At 61.1% G+C, this 18487-nt stretch carries 17 protein-coding genes; 7 read left to right on the top strand and 10 right to left on the bottom strand.

Annotated elements, in window-relative coordinates; all coding sequences use genetic code 11:
• The first annotated feature begins 38 nt into the window (after positions 1 to 38).
• Positions 39 to 932: a LysR family transcriptional regulator gene (locus tag ACZRMO_RS27155; RefSeq protein ID WP_463974890.1), complete on the top strand. Its 894-nt coding sequence runs from the start codon at positions 39 to 41 to the stop codon at positions 930 to 932.
• Here ACZRMO_RS27155 and ACZRMO_RS27160 read toward each other — a convergent pair.
• Together ACZRMO_RS27160 and ACZRMO_RS27165 are read right to left on the bottom strand one after the other, a co-directional pair.
• Positions 929 to 2095, bottom strand: coding sequence for a catalase family protein (locus ACZRMO_RS27160; protein WP_463974891.1), 1167 nt, complete (start codon positions 2093 to 2095; stop codon positions 929 to 931). The two genes, ACZRMO_RS27155 and ACZRMO_RS27160, sit on opposite strands and share 4 nt — an antisense overlap.
• Positions 2092 to 3900 (bottom strand): di-heme-cytochrome C peroxidase, encoded by a 1809-nt coding sequence (locus tag ACZRMO_RS27165; RefSeq protein ID WP_463974892.1) that lies wholly within the window; start codon positions 3898 to 3900, stop codon positions 2092 to 2094. The genes ACZRMO_RS27160 and ACZRMO_RS27165 overlap by 4 nt, the downstream gene beginning before the upstream one ends.
• Before the next feature lie 246 nt (positions 3901 to 4146).
• On the opposite strand from ACZRMO_RS27165, the gene ACZRMO_RS27170 reads away from it, so the two are divergent.
• The 4 genes from ACZRMO_RS27170 (at position 4147) to ACZRMO_RS27185 (ending at position 6559) form a co-directional block, all read left to right on the top strand.
• The gene (locus tag ACZRMO_RS27170; RefSeq protein ID WP_207041557.1) at positions 4147 to 4887 is read left to right on the top strand and encodes an FKBP-type peptidyl-prolyl cis-trans isomerase; all 741 of its coding nucleotides are present in this window, start codon (positions 4147 to 4149) and stop codon (positions 4885 to 4887) included.
• A 410-nt stretch (positions 4888 to 5297) separates the two neighbouring features.
• Complete coding sequence (locus ACZRMO_RS27175; protein ID WP_017734808.1) at positions 5298 to 5756, top strand: YkvA family protein; 459 nt, start codon at positions 5298 to 5300, stop codon at positions 5754 to 5756.
• A 93-nt stretch (positions 5757 to 5849) separates the two neighbouring features.
• Positions 5850 to 6191 (top strand): helix-turn-helix domain-containing protein, encoded by a 342-nt coding sequence (locus ACZRMO_RS27180; RefSeq protein WP_463974893.1) that lies wholly within the window; start codon positions 5850 to 5852, stop codon positions 6189 to 6191.
• A complete protein-coding gene (locus tag ACZRMO_RS27185; protein ID WP_005786715.1) occupies positions 6188 to 6559 on the top strand; it encodes a hypothetical protein in 372 nt (123 codons plus the stop codon). Before ACZRMO_RS27180 ends, ACZRMO_RS27185 begins: the two co-directional genes overlap by 4 nt.
• On the opposite strand, the gene ACZRMO_RS27190 is transcribed toward ACZRMO_RS27185, so the two are convergent.
• A complete protein-coding gene (locus ACZRMO_RS27190; protein ID WP_463974894.1) occupies positions 6556 to 8322 on the bottom strand; it encodes a bifunctional diguanylate cyclase/phosphodiesterase in 1767 nt (588 codons plus the stop codon). The two genes, ACZRMO_RS27185 and ACZRMO_RS27190, sit on opposite strands and share 4 nt — an antisense overlap.
• 118 nt (positions 8323 to 8440) lie before the next feature.
• Positions 8441 to 10522 (bottom strand): carboxy terminal-processing peptidase, encoded by a 2082-nt coding sequence (locus ACZRMO_RS27195; RefSeq protein ID WP_177414000.1) that lies wholly within the window; start codon positions 10520 to 10522, stop codon positions 8441 to 8443.
• A 138-nt stretch (positions 10523 to 10660) separates the two neighbouring features.
• Between ACZRMO_RS27195 and ACZRMO_RS27200 the strand changes: the two genes are divergently transcribed.
• Positions 10661 to 11623 (top strand): zinc-binding dehydrogenase, encoded by a 963-nt coding sequence (locus ACZRMO_RS27200; protein ID WP_463974895.1) that lies wholly within the window; start codon positions 10661 to 10663, stop codon positions 11621 to 11623.
• A 130-nt stretch (positions 11624 to 11753) separates the two neighbouring features.
• Here the strand turns inward: ACZRMO_RS27200 and ACZRMO_RS27205 are convergent, their stop codons facing one another.
• From ACZRMO_RS27205 to ACZRMO_RS27230, 6 genes are all read right to left on the bottom strand, one after another.
• The gene (locus ACZRMO_RS27205; RefSeq protein ID WP_463974896.1) at positions 11754 to 12407 is read right to left on the bottom strand and encodes an HAD family hydrolase; all 654 of its coding nucleotides are present in this window, start codon (positions 12405 to 12407) and stop codon (positions 11754 to 11756) included.
• 30 nt (positions 12408 to 12437) lie between these two features.
• Positions 12438 to 13427, bottom strand: coding sequence for an ABC transporter ATP-binding protein (locus ACZRMO_RS27210; RefSeq protein ID WP_017734814.1), 990 nt, complete (start codon positions 13425 to 13427; stop codon positions 12438 to 12440).
• Positions 13424 to 14224 (bottom strand): ABC transporter permease, encoded by an 801-nt coding sequence (locus ACZRMO_RS27215; RefSeq protein WP_017734815.1) that lies wholly within the window; start codon positions 14222 to 14224, stop codon positions 13424 to 13426. The genes ACZRMO_RS27210 and ACZRMO_RS27215 overlap by 4 nt, the downstream gene beginning before the upstream one ends.
• Positions 14211 to 15047: an ABC transporter permease gene (locus ACZRMO_RS27220; protein ID WP_463974897.1), complete on the bottom strand. Its 837-nt coding sequence runs from the start codon at positions 15045 to 15047 to the stop codon at positions 14211 to 14213. The genes ACZRMO_RS27215 and ACZRMO_RS27220 overlap by 14 nt, the downstream gene beginning before the upstream one ends.
• Positions 15044 to 15850, bottom strand: a complete 807-nt coding sequence (locus ACZRMO_RS27225; RefSeq protein WP_463974898.1) for an alkaline phosphatase family protein — start codon at positions 15848 to 15850, stop codon at positions 15044 to 15046. Before ACZRMO_RS27225 ends, ACZRMO_RS27220 begins: the two co-directional genes overlap by 4 nt.
• Before the next feature lie 169 nt (positions 15851 to 16019).
• Positions 16020 to 17096: an ABC transporter substrate-binding protein gene (locus ACZRMO_RS27230; protein WP_463974899.1), complete on the bottom strand. Its 1077-nt coding sequence runs from the start codon at positions 17094 to 17096 to the stop codon at positions 16020 to 16022.
• Positions 17097 to 17711: 615 nt separating this feature from the next.
• Here ACZRMO_RS27230 and ACZRMO_RS27235 point away from each other — a divergent pair.
• Positions 17712 to 18425 carry a UTRA domain-containing protein gene (locus ACZRMO_RS27235; RefSeq protein WP_017734819.1) on the top strand — a complete coding sequence of 238 codons (714 nt, stop codon included), beginning with the start codon at positions 17712 to 17714 and terminating at the stop codon, positions 18423 to 18425.
• Positions 18426 to 18487: the final 62 nt, after the last annotated feature.

Genomic DNA, 18487 nt, shown 5'->3' on the forward strand with positions numbered 1-18487 from the left:
CTTCCACTGATAGCGGACAAAAAGGATGTAATGGCGCGATGGACAGTCTGGGTGGTGTGATTTCCTTCGTTAAAACGGCAGAGGCCCTCAGTTTTGTCGCAGCCGCGCGGAGCCTGGGGATTTCCGCGTCGGCAGTGGGCAAGAATGTCGCCAAGCTGGAAGCGTCGCTGAACGTACGGTTGTTGCAGCGCAGCACGCGCAAGGTCAGCCTGACGGCGGAGGGGCAATTGTTTTACGAGCGCTGTCGCAAAATCCTCGACGACTTGCAGGATGCGCAGGCCATGCTCTCCCACGTGGCCCAGCAACCCCGTGGCAAGTTGCGGGTGAGTTTGCCCACCATCGGTTATCGCTTCCTGATGCCGCACATGGCGGCGTTCCGCAGCGCCTACCCGGAGGTTGAGCTGGAGCTGGATTTCAACGACCTGCTGGTGGATGTGATCGAGGAGGGCATCGATGTGGCGATCCGCAGCGGCGGCCTGGCGGATTCGAAATTGATGGCGCGTCGGCTGGGGCCGTTCAGGTTTCTGCTGTGTGCGTCGCCGGAATATTTCCAGCGCCATGCTCGGCCGCTGGCGGTGAAGGATCTGGAACACCACGCCTGCCTGCGTTACCGGTTTGCCACCACCGGCAAAATCATGGACTGGACCTTGGCCGCCGATCCCGCATTCACCGCGTTGCGCCTGCCCACCGCAATGACCCTGAACAATATGGAAGCCATGCTCATGGCCGCCGTCGATGGGCACGGGATTGCCTTTGTCCCGGACTTTCTCGCCCGCGAGGCCTTGGCCCAGGGGCGGCTGCACAGCGTGTTGGATGAGCTGTGCAGCGATCAGGGACAGTTCTGGGCGTTGTGGCCGTCCAGCCGTCACCTGTCGCCGAAAATCCGCGTGTTCGTGGACTTTATTGCCGAGCGCCTGTTCCCCTCAAGCTAAGGCGCGTTGCGGCTGTGGCGGTAATCGCTGACGGCCTCGTACACCGCTTTGCGCAACCGGTTGATACCGCCGATGGGGCGGTGCTGCGCAATGCCGAACCACGGGTTGAAGGACTGGTTGTCACACGCCAGGTTCTGCTCGGGGGTGTCGAAATCCTGCGCCGGGATGCGGATTTTCGCCACGGTTTCGTAGGGCGCATCGCTCTCTTTCCATTCGATGCTGGTGTCTTCGATCGGCATGAATTTCTGCGGGTTCTGCCGCTGGATCTGCAACACGAAACAGGCCGCGACGCGGTCAGTGGACAGTTGCTGATTCAACGCGCTGCGTAGGAAGTTCGGCAGGTCCTGGTTCTGTTTCGGCAGGACATATTCCGGGCAGCTTTGCGGATCGGGTGCGACGCGGAACTTGGCATTTGCCGTGCCGAACTTGTAGGGCGAGACGGAAAAGTACGTGGTCTGCGTCGGGCTGGCCGGTGCGGGCGCCAGGGTGGCCAGGGCGATAAACAGGTGCCGCACTTGCCAGCTGCGCGGGTCGACCTTGGGGAAGAACGCCAGCACCTTTTTGCCATCCGCCTGGGCGCCGATGTTCTGCGCGTATTCCGCCACATCGCTGACAAAAAAGTTCGGGTGGCTGAACATCACGAAGTCTTGTTCGCTGCGGCTTTGCTGGTCGGCCAGCAGTTGTTTGCCCGGCACATCCAGCAGCTTCAGGGCCATGCCACGCGCATCGCGGATGCTGTCGAATTGCGGGTAGGCGTTGCCGTTGGACAAGCGCATCGTCGCCTGCCAGGTCTTGCCCGGCTCGGCGAACACGCCTTGGCGCAACGCCGGGTCGAGGTCCGTCAGCACGCTGACTTCGGCCTTTACGCAGCCATGGGCCTTGGCGTGGGCATCGCGCAGGTAGCGCGTGCCTTCACGGTGCTGGTCGACGATGCGCACGGCGGTCTGGATGATGCCTTGGGTCATGGCGGCTTCGCCTGCCGGAATCTGCTCATCCGGCGACACCGGGCCACTGTGTTGCCAGGCGTACCAGGCGCTGGCGCCGAGCCAGCCGAGCAGGCCGAGGCCCACCAGCCACAGCAAGGTCTTGCCGAGAAACGCGCCGATGCGCAGCCACAGGCGCGCGAGCAGGGAAGGGCGGTCGTAGGGGGATCGAATCATCATGGCAGTTGTTGCTCCAGCGGGCCGCCCAGCACTTTGAGGTATTCCAGCAGCGCCCAGCGTTCCTGTGGCTGCAAGCCACGGCCGATGACGCCATTGCCACGCTGGCCGGCACGGAATTCGTGGCCGCTGTTGTGGTTGCCGGTGATTTTGGTATCGAACAGGAAGGCGTTCTTGAACGCGCCGGTCTGAAAGCCCAGGTGGCGCGGGTCGTAGTCGAAGGTGCCTTTATAGAAGGTGGTGCTGCGTTCGTCCTGGGGCGATAGCAACTGGTAGATCGTCGGCACCGAACCGTTGTGCAGGAACGGCGGCGTCGCCCACACACCGGCCAGTGGCCGCGCCTTGTAGGCGCGCAGTTCGCGTACGCCGATGGGCAGGCCGTAGCCGTCCAGGCGCGGACGCTCGGCCGGGGTGACGCCGGCGGCGCGGTAGGCGTGCTCTTCGACGAAGGCGGTGACGTAGGCCAGGCCCTTGGCCACGGACATTTTTTTCAGGTCCAGGGGTTCGCTCGGCGTGGGGTGCAGTTGCACATTCAACTGGGCCAGTTCGGCCGGGTCCCATTGCAGGGCGCTGAGGTCGTAGCGTTGGTCGGCGATGTTGTTGGCGGTGCCGGGGTCGGTGCCGATGTAGTCCACCGGGAGCATTTTCAGTTGCTGCACCGGGCGGCCGTTTTCCTGGGTGATGGTGGGCACATGGCAGCCGGCGCAGTTTTCGGCGAAGAGTGCGCGGCCCTGGGCGGCGAGGGGCTTGTCCACCGCGCCGAACAGGTCTTCGGGCCAGGCCGGCGGCTTGAGGCGTTGCAGGGTTTCTTCGATCAGGTTGAGGTCACGCACGCGCACGCTGGACGGGTAGCGCGCATCGCCTTGCAGGGGTTGGCCGGCGCTGTCGAAGAAGCTCAGGGTCGCTCCGACGCCGAGGGCTTCGCCGATATTGCGCGCCATCGGTTGTTGGGCCGAGCCGTTCCATTGCACCCAGTCGAAGGTCCAGATATCCCACAACTGTGGGTAGTCCACCGGTGCGTTGGCGATGCGATAGTTATCCGGGGAAATCGCGTCGCCGAAGCTGGCATTGGCGATGCGACCGAACGCGTCGGTACGGCCGGGACCTTCCTGGGTGGGGTAGAGGCCGCGGTGGGTGTCGTTCCAGGCGACTTTGAGGAAGGTGTTCAGCGACTGCTTGAAGTCCTGGCGCAGTTGGCTGTGCTCGGCGTCGTAGCGCTCGCCCAAGACCTGGCGGGCGAAACGCTCGAATTTCCACGGGTTGTAATAGGTGGCGGCGAGGCTGGCGACGAGGGCCTGGCCGAAGCTACCACCGCGCAGGGTCGGTACGCTGGACGGCAGCACATGCTGGGCCGAACCGCCGTCGATGCGCAGGGCCTGGCCTTTGAAATGCAGCTCGCCGGTGTGGCAGGCGGCGCAGGTGATGTCCAGGTATTCGGCACGGTTGCCGGCGTTCTGGTGACGGGCGAAACCCACCGGCAGGTTGCCGGGGTTCTGCGCGGTGGCGACTTGCTTGGGGTCCACCAGGAAACCGAAGCGCGCCAGGTACTCGGGCGTGGCGAAACGCTGTTTGGAAAACGGCAGTTCGAGGGCGGTGAACCAGTCGTAGTGCAGGCCTTTGACCTGGGTGCCCTGGGGGGTGAAGTAATAGGTCTGGCGGTCGGCGGCACTCCATTGATCGCCATAGTGCACCTGCTGCACGGCCACGTAGTCCGGCAGCTTGGGGTTGACGATGTAATAGAGCACCACGGCCAGGACCAGCCCCAGTGCCGCGAGAATCAGCAGTAAAACACGGGAAAAAATGCGCAAGATAACTATCCTTGTCGAGTTGTCGCGTTGTTATGCCACTACGCCACAGGTGCGGCAAGTGGCCATGAGCCCGGAACAGGCGGTCCCGCGATCCTTCGCGGGCCCTCATCATGAATGAAAATGCTTTTAAACACGTGAACTTATCGAAAATTTATGGCTCACATGCCGGTAGCCATTGGTCGTGGCCGCCTGATAAGCTCGCGACTTTATTCGAATGCCCTTTAGGCGCATGAACAAGGAAATAGCATGAAACAGCATCGGTTGGCGGCGGCGGTGGCCCTGGTTAGCCTGGTACTTGCGGGTTGTGATTCGCAGACCAGCGTAGAGCTGAAAACCCCGGCGCAGAAAGCTTCCTACGGCATCGGCCTGAACATGGGCAAGAGCCTTGCCCAAGAAGGCATGGATGACCTGGACTCCAAAGCAGTAGCCCAAGGCATCGAAGACGCCGTCGGCAAGAAAGAGCAGAAGCTCAAAGACGACGAACTGGTTGAAGCGTTTGCCGCACTGCAAAAGCGTGCTGAAGAACGCATGACCAAGATGAGCCAGGAGTCGGCAACCGCCGGCAAGAAGTTCCTCGAAGACAACGCCAAGAAAGACGGCGTCGTCACCACCGCTTCCGGTCTGCAGTACAAGATCACCAAGAAAGCCGACGGCGCACAGCCTAAGCCGACTGACGTGGTGACTGTTCACTACACCGGCAAGCTCACCAACGGCACCACCTTTGACAGCTCCGTGGATCGCGGTAGCCCGATCGACCTGCCGGTCAGCGGTGTGATCCCGGGTTGGGTCGAAGGCCTGCAACTGATGCACGTGGGCGAGAAGGTCGAGCTGTACATTCCTTCCGATCTGGCCTACGGCGAGCAGAGCCCGAGCCCGGCGATTCCAGCCAACTCCGTGCTGGTATTCGACCTGGAACTGCTGGCCATCAAGGACCCAGCCAAGGCTGAAGCCCCTGAGGCACCTGCTGCACCAGCCGCCAAGAAGTAATCGGCGCCTGAACACACAACGCCCCGTCTCGACGGGGCGTTGTTGTTTCTGGGAGGTGCATATTTATCCCTGTGGGAGCTGGCTTGCCCGCGATAGCGGTTTATCAGCCAACCCTTCAGTGACTGACCTGCCGCTATCGCAGGCAAGCCAGCTCCCACACCAAAGCCACCGACAGATCCGAGCGAACGTCTGTAGCAGGCAACAGTCTGATATAACGTCCCGGTGTGGGTAGTCGCACAGCAACATCAAGTCAATGAAATATTGGGTTTTTTTTATGTGCGCAAAAAATGCCCGATCTGACTGAAAGCCTTGTAGTACGGGCGTTTCAGCCTGCAAAACAGGCTCTGTTCACAAGGTTATCCACAATTTGTGTGGATAACATTTCTGTTTGCCTGGAACTGGAGTGACGTATGAAACCACCCTTCAATTTCACCCGTTTCCTGCCCATGGCGGCACGTCTGCTGGGCCGTGGGCGTTTGCCTACGCTGCTCTTCGCGGTCGCCGCCAAGGGCTCAAGCCAGGGCAACCGCCTGGGCAAGCTCAAGGATGATCTCAAGTTGCTCCAGGCCCTGTGCCTGGCTTACTGGCGCGGCGAATACCGGGCCATCAGCCCGAAGGCGCTGATCTCGGTGGTGGCGGGGCTGATGTATTTTCTCAGCCCGATCGATGCGATCCCGGACTTTATCCCGATGTTTGGCATGCTCGACGACATTGCCGTGCTGGCATGGGTCATGAAGACCCTGGACGGTGAACTGAGCGCCTTTCGTGCCTGGCGTGAGGCGCAGCGCCCGGAAAAGCTCGCGGTGGTTGAGCGACTGCCTGCGACGCCTGCGCTGCTGGCCAGGGAAAACCCGCAAAAAAACCAATGATGGTTATATCCCCCTACGACCTTTGTGACTGTTAGGATTACACTCCTAAGGAAAGAACTTACTAAGTAAGTGCAGTTATCCTACGGGGCAGTCATGGATATTCAGATAATTTCACGCGATGGCGCACCCGAGTACGCGGTGTTGCCATGGGATCAGTACCAGGCGCTGCTAAAAGCTGCCGGTCAGCAACAACCCGCAACACCTCCTCCTGTTTCCACTGCCCAAGCCGCACCGGCCCAGGACCTGCGCCCGCTCGCAGACCTGCGCGGCTTGCGCGAAGCCAAGGGCCTGGCGATTGAGACGCTGGCCCGCACCGTGGGCATCAGCCCGTCGTATCTTGGATTGATCGAAAGTGGTGAACGCCAGCCGGATGCCGCGATCCGCCGCAGCCTGGCCTGGGAATTGGGCGTTGCAGGTTGGAGGGATGAATCTTGAGCCTACGTATCAGCCGTCAACACTGGGATGGGTTACTCAACGAACTGGACCAGGCGCGCCGCCAGCGCCATTTGCTGACGTACCGCGCGTTGCTGGAGCGCTTGCAGTTCCCCACGCCGGCCATGCAAACCCTGGCCGCCGCGCTGGAACACCTGGCGGCGCTGGACGCCAAGGCCGAGCAGCCGTTGCGCAGTTCGCTGGTGATCAGCCAGGGCGCGAGCCGCCTGCCGCGCACCGGTTTTTTTGAATGCGTGGAGCGCCTGGGGCGCTTCAGCGGGCCGTCTGACGGCGTGGCCGCCGCGTCCTGGCACGCGTCGGAAGTGGTGCGGGTGTTCGAGTACGAATACCCGGAATCGGCCGAGGCCTAAACCTGCGGCACTGCCTCCATGCTGTCGATCACGTGGATGCTGTAGCCGGCCACGTCCTTGGCATGGTGCTTGGCCTGCGACGCCAACTCTGCCAACTGGCTGGCATCGAGTTGTCCACAGGCCTGTGGATACAAATGCACGACGCCGATGGAGAGTGACAGCAACGCAAACTCCTGGCGCACGCCCTGGCGGTTCAATGCCACGAAGCAGCCAGCGTCAAGGTGCTCGGCGCGGTAGAAACGCCGACATTGGGTGTGGAAGTCATCCAGCAGTTGATTGAGGCGCTTGCGCCAATCCTGCGGCCCCAACACCAGCAAAAAATCATCGCCACCGATATGTCCTACAAAATCACGGCTGGGATCGACCCGGTCGTTCAGGCACTGCGCCAGGCACAACAACACCTCGTCCCCACGCCCGTAGCCGTAGATATCGTTGAACGGCTTGAAGCTGTCGATATCCACGTAGCAGATCACCGATTCCCGCTGTTGTTGCAGCAGCCGTGTCAGGCACTGCTGGATCGGCACGTTGCCGGGTAGCAAGGTTAGCGGGTTGGCGTAGCGCGCCTGCTGGATTTTCAGCTCGGTAATCAGCTTGAGTACGTCGATCACCCGGCCCAGGCCCAGGTAATCGCCATTGAGGGTGATGATGAAATCTTCTTCGATACGTTGCCGCGCACGGCTGGTCAGCAGGCGGCTGACTTGTTGCAGCGACTGGCTCAGTTCCACCGCGAGAAAATCGGTGCTCATCAAGCGGCTGATGGGCTTGCGCGCAAACAGGTCGGTGGCGAACGGCTTGAGCAGCGCATCCGACAGCGAATGCCGGTGGACGATGCCCACCGGGTGGCCGCGCCCGTCCAGCACCGCCAGGGAGTTGAGGTTGGCCTGGCGGCGGAACGCTTCCAGGACCTGGGCGGTGGCGGTGTCCTGGTCTACCGCCGGTTGTTCGTTGAGCAGGGCGCTGAGGTCGCTGCCTTCGTCGCTCAGGGCCGCATTGGTACTGTCGGGCTTGGGCAGCATCAGGCGCGCTTCCTGCGGCGGATGTTCCTGGGGACGACAGAGCAGATAGCCTTGCACCAGGTCCACGCCCATCTCGGTCAACACCGCCAGCTCTTCCGGCAACTCGATACCTTCGGCGATCACCTGGGCGCGCGACGCCTTGGCGATTTGCAGGATCGAGCCGACAAACTCGCGCTTGAGCGCATCCTGGTGAATGCCATCGATAAAGTGCCGGTCGATCTTCACGTAATCCGGGCGCAGTTCCGACCACAAGCGCAGGCTGGAATAGCCGGCCCCGAGGTCATCCAGGGCAATCGAAAAACCCATGTTGCGGTAGTGATGCAACGCGGTTTGCAACAGGTCGAAATCGTCGGTGGGGGTCTGCTCGGTGAGTTCGATCACCACCTGGCTTGGTGCAATGCCATAGTCGCGCAGCAGTTGCAGGGTGCGCCCTGGCTGGTGCGCGGTCTCCATCAAGGATTCCGGCGAGACATTGAGGAACAGCATGCCCGGCAGCTTCTGTTCGCTGAAGCGCCGGCACGCGCTTTCGCGACAGGCCATTTCCAATTCACTGAGGCGCCCCGCCTGGCTGGCCACCGAGAACAATGCGACGGGGGAGTGCAGCGGGCTGTTGGACGGGCCGCGGCTGAGGGCTTCATAGCCGAGGATGCGCCGTTCGGACAGGCAGATGATCGGTTGGAACAGGCTGTGCAAACTGCCTTGAGCCAGGATTGAGCCCAATGCATTCAGCTGTTCGGTCATGGTCATGGCGATCTCGATCGAAAAAAAAGGACCGCGGGCGGTAAGCCAGCGGTCCTTTATTTCACGACAGAATGATGTCTATATGATGACAGCTCGGGGAGCGGTCACATTAAATTGCCATCATTTACTGCTTGGCCACCTGTTTGGTGATTTTCAGGTAGTCCAGCAGGATCCGGCCTGTCTCAGCCATGTAGGCGTCGTCTTCCGGCTTGGTTTTGTCCGCCTCGGTTGGCAGCGCATCTTCATCTTCTTTCTTCAGCTCTTTGAGCGGGTCTTCGCCCTTGGCCTTGCGGCGAGCGTTTTCCAGCACCAGCTGTTGATTTTCGATGTCGGCATGCTGCTTGCGACGATCCACTTCGTTGAGGCTCACGGATTTTTCTTCCATCAGCTTCTTGGCCAGGGCCAGCTTGTCGCGGATAAACACGAACTCGGCATCCTTGGCGGAGCGGGTTTCGTGGTCAGCTTTCAATTGCGCCAGGAACGGCTTGAACGGGTCCGACGCTGGCTTGATCGCCGGGCGGATGGTGTCCCACGGCATGGCTTCCGGCAGGGCGCTTTCGCCGATTTCCTTGGTGTCGATGATCGATGGGAAATCGATGTCCGGCAGGACGCCCTGGTGCTGGGTGCTCTGCCCGGAAACCCGGTAGAACTTGGCCAGCGTCAGCTTCAGTTCGCCATGGTTCAGCGGCTGGATGGTCTGCACGGTGCCTTTGCCGAAGGTCTGGCCGCCGATGATCAGTGCGCGGTGATAGTCCTGCATGGCACCGGCGAAAATCTCCGAAGCCGACGCCGAGAGGCGGTTGACCAGCAACGCCATCGGCCCCTTGTAGAAGGCGCCTGGGTTCTCGTCTTCCAGCACGTCGACACGGCCGTCAGCGTTGCGTACCAACACGGTCGGACCCTTGTCGATAAACAGGCTGGTCAGCTCGGTGGCTTCCTGCAGGGAACCGCCGCCGTTGTTGCGCAGGTCGATGACCACGCCGTCGACTTTTTCCTTCTGCAGTTCTGTGAGGATTTTCTTCACGTCGCGGGTGGTGGACTTGTAGTCCGGGTCGCCAGCGCGGAAGGCCTTGAAGTCCAGGTAGAAGGCCGGGATCTCAATCACGCCCAGCTTGTAGTCCTTGCCATCCTGCTTGAGGTTGAGGACTTTCTTCTGCACGGCCTGGTCTTCGAGCTTCACCGCTTCACGGGTGATGGACACGATCTTGCTGGTCTGGTCGTTGGGCGCATTGGTGTGCGGAATCACTTCCAGGCGCACCACGCTGCCTTTCGGCCCACGGATCAGCTTGACCACTTCGTCCAGGCGCCAGCCGACCACATCGACCATCTCTTTGTCGGCCTGGGCCACACCGATGATCTTGTCAGCCGGGGCGACCTGCTTGGTCTTGTCCGCCGGACCTGCCGGCACCAGGCGCACGATCTTCACCTGGTCGTTGTCGCTTTGCAGGACGGCACCGATGCCTTCCAACGACAGACTCATATTGATATCGAAATTTTCCGCGTTATCTGGCGACAGATAATTGGTGTGCGGATCGTAGGACATCGCAAAGGTGTTGATGTAAGCCTGGAAGATATCTTCGGCACGGGTCTGGTCGAGGCGTGCCAGTTGATTCTTGTAGCGCTTGGTCAGCAGTTCCTGGATCGCCTTGGGCTCTTTGCCGGCGATCTTCAGGCGCAGCACCTCGTCCTTGACGCGTTTGCGCCACAGGTCGTCGAGGGCGGCGGTGCTGGTCAGCCAAGGGGCGTCCTTGCGGTCCACCAGAAGGGTTTCCTTCTCGGTGAAGTCGAGCTTGTCGACGCCTTTGTTCAGCTCGGCCAAGGCGAAGTCCAGACGCGCTTTGACGCGGTCCAGGTAACGCTTGTAGATGGTGAAGCCGGGCTGCAGGTCGCCGCTCTTGAGGAAGTCGTCGAACTGCGTCTTCCACTTGTCGAACTCAGCGATATCGCTGGCCAGGAAGTAGCTGCGCGACGGGTCCAGCAGCTTGAGGTAGCTGTCGTAGATGATCACTGAGCGTGCGTCGTCGAGCGGCGGCTTGCTGTAGTGATGGCGCTTGAGCAACTCGACAACGTTAAGGCTGGCAATCACCTCATCGCGATCCGGCTGAAGGTTGTCCCAGCTGTTGGCTGCGAACGTATTGGTCGACATCGATGCGAAGCCGAGACCAATGAAAAGAGCGAGTGCGGTGCTGGGGAACAAATGCTTCATGCTGATTCGACGCGGGGGCAATTGATAACGCATATTAGGCCGTCTTTGAGGGAGCCGGTTCCATATGGTCCGGTCGCATAATGCAAAAAGCCCGGCGATACAGCTACGGGCTCAGTCCAGACTCACTATGGAGGCACTGTGAAAGCATTGCAAGGCGTTGACGGTCACGTGGCGTGGTTGGAAGAAGCCAGTCCTACCTGCGATGTAGGCCAAGTTCGCATTCGTGTGGCGGCAGCGGGCCTTAATCGCGCCGATTTATTACAGCGTGCAGGGCTCTATCCGCCACCGCCGGGTGCCAGCGCCGTGTTGGGCCTGGAGTGTTCCGGGGTGATCAGCGAAGTGGGCGCGGGCTCGTCCTGGCACGTCGGCGACCGCGTCTGCGCGCTGCTGGCCGGCGGCGGCATGGCCGAAGAGGTGGTGGTGGACGCGCGCCATGTGCTGCCGGTGCCGGAAGGCTTGTCGCTGCTCGAAGCGGCGGCGTTGCCTGAGGTGTACAGCACGGCGTGGCTGAACCTGTTCCAGCTTGCGGGCCTCAAGCCCGGTGAGAAAGTCTTGCTGCATGCTGGCGCCAGTGGCGTGGGCTCGGCGGCGATCCAGCTGTGCAAGGCGTTTGGCAGCCCGTGCTGGGTCAGCGTCGGCTCGGCCGAGCGCCTGGCCTACTGCGAGGCCCTGGGCGCCCAGGGCGGGGTGGTGCGCACCGATGGGATTGAAGGGCTGCGGGATTTCGGTCCGTTCGATGTGATCCTCGACCCGGTGGGCGGCGACTATGCGGCGTTGGACCTCAAGCTGCTGGCCCTGGACGGTCGTTGGGTGTTGATCGGTTTGATGGGTGGTCGCGAGGCCAAGCTGGACCTGGCGCAGGTGCTGGGCAAGCGCGTGCAGTTGCTGGGCTCGACCTTGCGCAGCCGCAGTGATCAGTTCAAGGCGGACCTGCTCAGTGACTTGAGCCAGCATGTGTGGCCGTTGTTTGTTGAAGGGCGCCTGAGCCCGCAATTGGCCAAGACGTTCCCGATCAAGGATGCCGAGGCGGCGTTTGCCGAGCTGGCGACTAACCAGATTTCCGGGAAACTTGTGTTGGTGATCGATGAAAGCCTGACCTGACTCCAATTTGAAATGCAGTCCAAATGTGGGAGCGGGCTTGCTCGCGAATGCGGTGTATCAGTGAAGAATATTTCATCTGAAACACCGCATTCGCGAGCAAGCCCGCTCCCACATTTGGATCTCGGTTGAGTCAGATCCAGTGGTGGATGGGCCAGCCGGCCTGCTCGGCATGGGCGCGCAATACGGGATCGGGGTTCACCACCTGCGGATGATCCACCTTCAACAACAACGGCAAGTCATTGCGCGAATCCGAATAGAAATACGCGCCCTCCAACGTCTCACCTTCCTGTTCCAACCATTCCAGCAAACGCGTGATCTTGCCTTCACGGTAAGTCAGCACCCCTACGGTACGCCCGCTGTACACGCCATGGCTGACGTCCAGTTCGATCCCAAGCACTTCATCAATGCCGATCCGCGCCGCAATCGGCTTGACCAGGTGGACGCCGGACGCCGAGATCACCAGGATCCGGTCGCCATTGGCTCGATGGCGGGCGATGGTCTTGGTGGCGTCGCTGTAGATCAGCGGCTCGATCACGTCCTCGACCCACGGTTCCACCAGGTGTTCGATTTCCGCCGGGGTGCGGCCGATCATCGGCTCCAGGCTGAAATCCATGAAGTCTTCCATCTTCAATTTGCCCTGGCTGTAGGCGTCCATCAGCTCATGGTTCTTGCGCATGAACGACTCCGGGTCCACCCAGCCCAGGCGGCCCATCTGCTCGCTCCACAGGGTGGCGCAGTCGCCGTGGATAAGGGTGTCGTCCAGATCGAAAATTACCAATGCCATCCGTCATGCTCTCTGAAATAAAACGTTGCGTCAGGCTACTTCACACAGGGCGCTTGGGTCGATGGAAAGTGCCAGGCGTTGCCCGTCCGGGTGCAGGTCGTCGGCCGAGCGGTTGAGCACGTCCACCACCAGTTCCACACCACGCGCTTCGATGCGGTAGCGGATTACGTTGCCCAGCAGGCTGTGGCTGCGCACCAGCGCGTCCAGTTCGCCGTTGCGGCTCAGTTCGATGGCTTCCGGGCGGATCGCGATACGGCTGTTGATCGGGCGTTGCAGCAGCAGGCTGGCCTTGTCGGCGTCCAGCAGGTTGTAGTTGCCGATAAAGCCGGCCGCGAACACATCCACCGGCGCGGTATACAAAGTCTCGGCATCGCCGCTCTGCACGATCTTGCCCTGGTTCATCAGGAAGATGCGGTCGGACATGGTCAGGGCTTCTTCCTGGTCATGGGTCACGAAGATCGTGGTCAGGCCCAGCTCGCGCTGGATCTGGCGGATCTGTTCACGCAGGTGCTTGCGGATCCGCGCATCCAGCGCCGACAGTGGTTCATCCAGCAGCAGCAGGCGCGGGCGGGTCACCAGGGAGCGCGCGAGGGCCACGCGCTGGCACTGGCCACCGGACATCTGGTGCGGGTAGCGGCTGGCGAGGTCCTTGAGTTCCACCAGTTGCAGCACTTCCTGCACACGCTGGTGGCTGTCGTCGGCGTTGACCTTTTGCATGCGCAGGCCGAAGGCGACGTTTTGTTCCACGGTCATGTTGGGGAACAGTGCATAGCTCTGGAACACCATGCCGATGTGACGTTTCTGCGGGCTCAGTGGGACGATGTCCTGGCCATCCAGCAGAATTTTCCCACTGTCCACCGAAGTCAGCCCGGCGATGCAACGCAGCAGCGTGGACTTGCCGCAACCGGATGGACCGAGCAGGGTGACGAACTCGCCTTTGGCGATCTCGCAGTTGATATCACTGAATACCGGGGTGCCGGCGTAGCCTTTTTGCAGGTGTTGGACGCTGACGAAGCTCATTGGCTTTTGTCCTTGTTCAAGATATTGGCGGCCCAGGTCAGCACCAGCACAAAGAAGAAGTAGGAAATCACGACGGCGCTGGTGAAGTGGCCGCTGCTGTTGCGCATGTTGTTGAGGTACACCTGCAGGGTTTCGTAGCGGGTGCCCACCAGGATGTTGGCAAACACGAACTCACCGAACAGGAACGAAAACGACAGCAGCAGCGCCACCATCAGGCCTTTGCGCAGGTTTGGCAGCACGACGAAAATCGCCGCCTGCCAGGTGCTGGCGCCGAGCAGTTGGGAGGCATCCATCAGGTCGCGCAGGTTGATGGCTTGCAGGTTGTTGGTGATCGCCCGGTACATGAACGGCAACGCCACGGTGAAGTAGCAACCGATCAGGATCCACGGCGTGCCCACCATCGCCAACGGCCCGGAACCGTACAGTTGCAACAGGCCCACCGACGACACCACCGGCGGCACCGCGAAGGGCAGCAGGATCAGGATGTTCATCAGCGCGTCGAGCTTGGGGAAGTGGTAATGCACCACAAACAGCAGCGGCAGGATCAGCACCACCGACAGGATCAGCGCACCCACGCACACCAGCAACGACTGCCCGAAGGCCATCAGGAAGCGCGGGTCGCTCCACAGTTGCACGTACCATTTCACGGTAAAGCCGGCGGGCAGGATGGTCGCCGACCAACTGCTGGCGATGGAGTAAACGAAGGTGCCCACCAATGGCAGCACGAGGATTGCAAACAGCAGCCACACCACCACCCGATGGTAGAGGGCGGCTGGGCCAGCTTCAGCGCGAGACATGGTAGCTCCTCTTGAGCAGCAGTTGATGGACCACGGTGACCACGGTCATCAGCGCCACCAGCACCACGGCCAGGGCGCTGGCCATGTTCGGGTCGAGGGACACATCGCCGGAGACCAGGCCCGCAATGCGGATCGGCAGTACGTTGAAGTTGCCGGTGGTCAACGCGTACACCGTGGCGTAGGCACCGAGGGCATTGGCCAGCAGGATCACGAAGGTGCCGAGCAAGGCCGGCGTGAGCACCGGCAAGCCGATATGCCGCCAGAACTGCCAGCCATTCGCGCCGAGCAGCGCGGCCGACTCCCGCCAGTCTTCGCGCAGCGCGTCAAAGGCCGGGTAGAGCAACAGCACGCCCAGCGGAATCTGGAAGTAGGTATAGAGGATGATCAACCCGGTCTTGGAGTACAGGTTGAAGTCCTGAATGATCCCGGCCTGCTTGAGCATCAGGGTGATGCTGCCGTTGAAACCCAGCAGGATGATGAATGCGAAGGCCAGGGGCACGCCGGCAAAGTTGCTGGTCATGTTGGCAAAGGCGGTGACGAAGTTGCGCAGCGGCGAATCCACCCGGCGCAGCGAGTAACTTCCGAGCGTGGCGATGATGATGCCGAAGATGCTGGAGTAGAAACTGATCTCCAGGCTGAACTGGATCGCTTGCAGGTAGAACTTCGAGCTGAAGATGCGCACGAAGTTTTCCACGCCCCAGCCGGCCTCTTCGGTTTGCAGGCTGTTGATCAGCACCCACACCAGCGGGGCGATTTCAAACACGATAAAGAACAGCGCGAAAGGCACCAGGCACAACAGCGCCAGCCATTTGCCACGGGTCATTTCAACAGCTCCCGGCACACAGGTTTGTCGTGGGGTACGCCCAGCAGTTCGCAGACAGTGCCGCACAGTTCGGTCTGTTTCGGCGCGGCGTTGGCGTCGAGGCTGAACGCGTCACCGAGGACAAACAGCGGTACTTCGCGTTCCTCCGGCAACAGGCCGTTGTGGGAACGGTCGTTGTTCATGCCATGGTCGGCGGTGACCAGCACCTGGTAGCCGGCGTCGAGCCAGGCTTGCAGGTAGTCGGCCAGGATGATGTCGGCCGAGCGCGCGCTGTTGCGGTATTGCGGGGTGTCGAGGCCGTGCTTGTGGCCGGCGTCGTCGATGTTCATCGGGTGCACCACCAGGAAGTTCGGCGTGTGTTTGCGGCGCAGGCTTTCAGCGTCGGCAAACAGGTGGGAGTCCGGGTAGTGGTCATTCCAGTAGAAATGCCCGTGCTGGATCGCCAGGGCCTTGTCGTCGGTATGACGGTCACGGGCGGCGAGGAAGGGCGTGCGGTTATACAACTCGCTGACCCAGTGGTAAGCCGCCGCCGCCGTGGTGAGGCCGGCGTCGGTGGCGTAATGGAAAATGCTGCGCTGGTTGGACAGGCGCGAGACATTGTTGTGCACGATGCCGCTGTGGATCGGTGGCACGCCGGTGAGGATGCATTCATACAGCGGGCGGGACAGGGCGGGCAGTTCACATTCCAGCTTGTAGAGGGCTGCGCGTCCTGCGCCGACATAGGCCTGCAAGTGCCCCATGGCGTGCCGGGCAACCTCGAAATTCAGGCCGTCGAGCACGACAAGGATGACATTGTGCTTCATGGGGGTTGGAGCTCCGCAACAGAGGGTTCGGCTCGGTATCAACTTGGAACCGGATCAACGGTGGGAGCTGGCTTGCCTGCGATGGCGGTGTATCAGCCGACATGAATGCTGAATGTCAGACCGCTATCGCAGGCAAGCCAGCTCCCACACTGACCGCATTTCAGGCCTGTTACTTCATCTCTACGATGACCTGCTCATTCCACAACTGAGGCAGCTTCTTGGCAGTCGCTTCCCAGGCATCGGCATCCTTGATCGGCTGCGGGTTGGCCTTGGTGTACTGCTCGCCCGGGATCAGGTTCTTGGCGATATCAGCCGGCAGCTTCAGGTCGGTTTCTGCACGGATCGGTCGCGCATTGCCCTTCGCCAGGTTGAGCTGGCCGGCATCGCTGAAGATGTATTCGCGTGTCAGCTTGGCGGCGTTCGGGTGCTTGGCGTATTTGTTGATGATGGTGGTGTAGCCGGATTTCACCGAGCCATCCGACGGGATCAGCACCACGTAGTCATCCGGGTTGGCCATCTTGGCCTTGTAGCTGAGGCCGTTGAAGTCCCAGACCACGCCCACTTCGATTTCGCCTTTTTCCAGGGTGGCGATGGTCGGGTTGGACAGGCCGAGGCGACCTTGCTGGGCAATCTTGGTGAAGAACTGCAAGCCTGGGGCGATGTTCTTTTCGTCGCCTTTGTTGGCAATGGCCGCTGCCAGTACGCCGTTGGCCGCCTGGGCCGCGGTACTTACGTCACCGATGGAGACTTTGTATTTGCCGGTTTGCAGGTCAGCCCAGCTGGTGGGCACTTCGGAGCCGTGCAGCAGTTTCTTGTTGATGATGAAGGCGATGGTGCCGGTGTAGGCCAGGGCCCAGTGCCCGTCTTTGTCTTTTGCCCAATCCGGCACTTGGGCCCAGGTGGACGGTTTGTACGGCTGGGTCACGTCCTGTTTCACCGCAATCGGGCCGAAGGCCGCGCCGACGTCACCGATATCGGCGCTGGCGTTGTCTTTTTCAGCCTTGAACTTGGCGATTTCCTGGGCCGAGCTCATGTCGGTGTCGATGTGCTTGAGGCCGTAGGTCTTGGCCAGGTCTTCCCAGGTGCCTTTCCAGTTGGCCCAGTCATCGGGCATGCCGACGCTGTTGACGGCGCCTTCCGCTTTCGCGGCGGCTTCCAAGGTTTTTAGATCGGTATCAGCGGCCATGGCGGCGGTGCACATGGCAATGGTCGAGCCTAACAGTGATGCCAGGAAAAGCTGTTTCATCCGAAGCTCCTTTGGGCGTTTTCAACGCGGCGTTTTTATGAACGATTGCGGGGGGCGATTCATCACTGATTTCTTGGGGCGCGTTGCGCCTGAAAGCCGGCCAGGCAAGGCGCAGTCCGTAGGTAAGGGTCGTTTCCTTGCCAAGGACTGCAACACAGCATGGCCGGCTTTCAGGCACAACCCGAAGGGCCGGGCCTGATTTTGCGCAGGGCTGCGTTACTCGTCGCTTATTTGGAACAACCAAACCACGCTCCTCGCGCCTTGCCCTGCACAAAATCAGGCCCGGCGCGCCCCAAGAAATCAGTGATGAATCGCCCCAGTTGGTCTAGGTCAGCAATACCTGAGCCAATCTAGGCCCGGTGGATGACAGTTTCATGTCGATGTCGTTTTTAAATCGCTGATGTCGCTCAGCTCAGAGTGAGCGTAGACCATGCCCAAGTGCCCGCATTGATTGGACTTGGCCGATGTATTGCAGGGTGTTCTGCGCGGGGCAGACACGGACTGTCATCTGTCGGTCATCTGCAATGCCTAGGCTGGCAGGCAACCGCAGCAGCCCAAATACAGCGCGGTTTATGCACCCGAACGGTGCTGGTCTAGTCCAGATAGGTAACGTTGATGCGTGATGAGGCAATCAAGGCGGTGACATCCATCGGCCTGGCGCTGCAAGAGCAGATCGACCACGGCCTGTTGCCGCCCGCCAGCAAACTCCCGGCCGAGCGCAAGCTCAGCGAGTTGTTTGGTACCACCCGGATTACCGTGCGGGAAGCCTTGTTACAACTGGAGGCCCAGGGCCAGATCTATCGCGAAGAACGCCGTGGCTGGTTTGTCTCGCCGCCACGGCTGGCCTACAACCTGATGCAGCGTAGCCACTTTCACGCCATGGTCAGCGACCAGGGGCGCGTGGCGTCCACCGAAGTGATCTCGGCGCGTTTGCAGCCGGCGTCGGCGGCGGTGTGTGCGTGGCTGCAGTTGCCGGCGTTGTCGAGTGTGATCCAGATCTGCCGGGGTCGGCGGATCGACGGGCGCCTGGTGCTGTATGTGGAGCACTACCTGAACCCGCAGTATTTCCCGGGAATTCTGGACTGCGACCTGAACCAGTCGATGACCGAGCTGTATGCCCGCAAGTACGACCTGCATTACGGGCGGGTGCGCTTTGAAATCGTGCCGACGTCATTGCCGGTGGAAGCGGCCGCGACGTTGCGCGTGTCGGTGGGCAGCCCGGGCTTGCGCATTGCCCGGGTCAATTATGACCAGCACCAGCGGTTGATCGACTGCGACCTGGAGTTCTGGCGGCATGATGCGATCCACGTGGGTGTGGATGTGGTTTGACCCTTGTGGCGAGGGAGCTTGCTCCCGCTGGGCTGCGCAGCGGCCCCAAAAGCTTGGGAGCG

It is taken from the genome of Pseudomonas sp. B611 (genome assembly GCF_055407965.1).